At 69.7% G+C, this 3,832-nt stretch carries 1 protein-coding gene; it reads right to left on the reverse strand.

The features are described from left to right. On the reverse strand, positions 1-3,832 hold a 3,832-nt coding region (locus tag IF78_RS0142640), incomplete at both ends, for a non-ribosomal peptide synthetase (RefSeq protein WP_031488116.1).

Raw genomic sequence — 3,832 nt, forward strand, 5'->3', positions numbered from 1 at the left:
CCCCACCCCCAGACCCACCAGCCGGTGCGCCAACTGATTGGCCCGCTCGTCGAGTTCCCGGTACGACAGCTCCCGCCCCGCACACCGCACCGCCACCCCCTCCGGGGACCGCAGCACCTGCGCCGCGAAAGCCGCCTGCACCGAACTGGCACCCAGCCCCCCACCGGGCTCCGCCCCGGCCCACGACTCCAACAACCGCACACGCTCTGCCGGCGACAGAATGTCCGTTTCATTGATCCGGCGGTCGGGAGCGCTGCCGAGCTGGGTCAGCACCTGTACCAGCTGGGCCACCATCCGTTCGGCGGTGCCCTCCCGGAAGACGTCGGTGCTGTACTCCAGCATCCCGTCGAGCCCGGCCGGACGGTTGTCGGCGTCGTAGCGCTCGTTGAGGATGAAACCGAGATCGAACTTGGCCGTACAGGTGCTGAACGCCTCCTCGGGTTCAGTCAACGTGCCGGGCAGCGAGAACTCGTGACCACCGGTGTTCTGAAGGACCACCATGACCTGGAAGAGCGGATGCCAGGACGGCGAGCGAGTCGGATTGACGGCCTCGACCACTCGCTCGAACGGCACGTCCTGGTGCATGTAGGCGGTCAGGGCGGTCTTGCGGACCCGCTCCAGAAGCTCCCGGAACGTCGGGTTCCCCGAGGTGTCGGTCCGCAGCACGAGCGTATTGAGGAAGAGGCCGACCAGATCGTCGAGGCTCTCGTCGGTGCGTCCTGAGCTCGGGGTCCCGATCGGGATGTCCGACCCCGCGCCCAGCCGGCTCAGCAGGGTGGCGACGGCGGCCTGGAGCACCATGAACACCGTGGTGTTCGTGTCCCGGGCCAGGTCGATGAGCGCGCGGTGCACCTCGGGGTTGATGCGGACCGGCACCATGTCGCCACGGTAGGTGGCCGCCTTCGGCCGGGAGTGGTCGAACGGCAACTCGAGACGGTCCGGGATGCCTGCCAGCTCCTGTGTCCAGTACGTCAGTTGCTTGCTCACCAGGGAGTCGGGGTCGGCTTCCGTGCCGAGGAGCTGTCGCTGCCACAGGGTGTAGTCGGCGTACTGCACCGGGAGCGCGGACCACGCCGGTGCGTGGCCCTGGAGCCTGGCGCGGAACGCGGTCTCCAGATCGCGCACGAGCGGCCTCATCGAGGCGCCGTCGCTCGCGATGTGGTGCAGGAGCAGCAGGAGGACCCGTTCCTTCGGTCCGACGGTGAACAGCGTTGCCCTCAGCGGAGTTTCGGCTGACAGGTCGAAGACGTACCGCCCGGCCGTGCGCAGCACCTCGTTCAACTCACTGGCATCACAGTTGATCTGACGTAGCTTCAGGTGTACGGCGCTCGTTCCCAGCACGATCTGGGCCGGGTTTCCGTCGATCTCCTGGAAGACAGTCCGCAGGCTTTCGTGCCGGACCACCACATCGTTCAGAGCCTGCTCGAGAGCCCCCGTGTCCAGGTCCCCGGTGATCCGGAACGCGACCGGGACGTTGTAGGTGGCACTCGCCCCTTCCAGCTTGTTGAGGAACCACAGCCGGTTCTGCGCCGGCGACAGCGGCACCACCTCCGGGCGCTCCACCACCGTCAACGCGGGCCTGGCCGAACCCGCCTCCGAGAGCCGACCGGTCAGGTCGGCAACCGTCGGAGCCTCGAACAAGGTCCGTACCGGCACCTCGACACCCAGAACCGACCTGATCCGGCTGACCATCCGGGCCGCCAGCAGGGAATGCCCGCCCAGTTCGAAGAAGCTGTCGTCGATACCCACGGCGGGTACGCCCAGGATCTCGGCGAACAGCCCGCATAGGATCTCCTCCTGCGGACCGCGCGCACTGCGCCCGCCCACTTCCGCCTCGTACACGGGCACAGGCAGGGCCCGCCGGTCCAGCTTGCCGTTGGTGGTCAACGGCAGACGGTCCAGCACCACGAACGCCGAAGGAACCATGAACTCCGGCAAGGACCCGCCCACATGAGCGCGCAGGGCCTCGGCGCCCACGGCACGGCCCCCGGACCCGGTCACCACATAGCCCACCAGGCGTTTGTCACCGGGCTGGTCCTCACGTACCACCACCGCGACCTGCGACACCGCCGGATGACGACCCAGCACCGCCTCGATCTCGCCGAGTTCGATGCGGAAGCCGCGGATCTTCACCTGGTCGTCGGCCCGGCCGACGAACTCAAGCTGACCCTCCCGCCACCGCACCAGGTCACCGGTGCGGTACATCCGGCTGCCGGCCGGGCCGAAGGGGTCGGCCACGAACCGCTCCGCCGTTAGCCCCGGACGACGCAGGTACCCCCGGGCCAGGCCTGCGCCGGCGATGTACAACTCTCCCGGCACTCCTCGCGGCGCCAGTCGCAGCCGCTCGTCCAGGACGTACACGCGGGTGCCCCGCACCGGCGCTCCGATGGGAGTGGACGCGGACGGGTCGGTAGCGGACAGCGGCTCGCTGGCCGTCGCCGAAATAGTCGACTCGGTGGGCCCGTAGAGGTTCAGCATCCGCCGACCGGCCGCCCAGCGCGCGGTCAGCGCAGGGGGGCACGCCTCGCCGCCGACGCTCAGCACACGCAGGGCGGGGAAGGGCCGCGCTGGCAGGGTGGCGAGCACGCTGGGCGGCATGTCGGCACAGGAGATCCGGCGCTGCTCCAGAAAGTCGCCGAGGGCGTCCCCGACGAGGGGACCGGGCGCGGGGACGACGAGGGTCGCGCCGAAGCAGAACGCCCGGAGGAAGTCCTCGAGAGCCATGTCGAAGCTGATCGAGGCCAACTGGAGGACCCGGTCGTCCGGCCGGACCTGGTACTTCTCCGCCAGCGTGGTGGCCAGCGCGCAGATGCCGCGGTGGCTGACGGCCACGCCCTTGGGGGCGCCGGTGGAGCCGGAGGTGTAGACGGTGTACGCCAGGCCGTCGGGCCGGAGCCGAGAGGTCCGCTCGGCATCCGTGGGATCGGTACCGTCGAGTCCGGCCAGGGCCGCGGGGTCGTCGAGGATCAGAACCTCCGGGCCGCCCTGCGGGAGCCGCCCGGCAATGTCCCGGCTCGTGAGCACGCGGACCGGTGCGGCGTCCCGGAGCATGAAGGCGACGCGGTCCGCCGGGTATTCCGGATCGACGGGAAGGAAGGCGGCGCCGGCCTTCAGGACGCCCAGCAGCGCCGCCACCATCTCCACCGACCGCGGCACCGCCAGTGCCACCAGCTGCTCGGAGCCGATGCCCTGCCGGATCAGCCAGTGGGCCACGTGGTTGGCCCGCGTGTTCAGCTCGGCATAGGTGAGGACGGTGCCCTCGTGCTCCAGCGCCGGTGCGTTCGGGCGGAGCGCCACCTGCTCCTGGAACAGGTCGGTGAAGAACCGGTGCTCAGGAGCCGGGTCGCCCGCCCCCTCGGCGAGCAGTTCGTTCCGCTCGGCCGGGGAGAGCAGTTCGGCGGCGCCGATCGGCAGGTCGGGGTGCTCGGCGACGGCCGCCAGCAGCAGCCGGAGCCACTCGGTGAACCGCTCCGCGGTGGTCATGTCGGACAGGTCGGTGCGGTACTCCAGGAAGCCGTCGAGACCCGCGGGCTCTCCGGAGCCGTCCGTGACCTCGTAGAAGTTGAACGTGAGATCGAAGCTGGTCACGTCCTTGGTGAGGTTCTCCGTGACGGCCGACAGACCGGGCAGGTCGAACGAGGGAGCCGTCTGGGTGTGCAGCGCCAGCATCACCTGGAACAGGGGATTGCGGGCCAGTGAGCGCTGGGGGTTGATCGCTTCCACCAGTCGTTCAAACGGGATGTCCTGGTGGGAGTAGGCGGCCAGGTCGGTTTCGCGGGTGCGGGCCAGGAGTTCGCGGAACGTGGGGTCGCCGGAGGTGTCGTTGCGCAGG

The sequence above is a fragment of the Streptomyces bicolor genome, assembly GCF_000719285.1.
Taxonomy (GTDB): Bacteria; Actinomycetota; Actinomycetes; order Streptomycetales; family Streptomycetaceae; genus Streptomyces; species Streptomyces bicolor.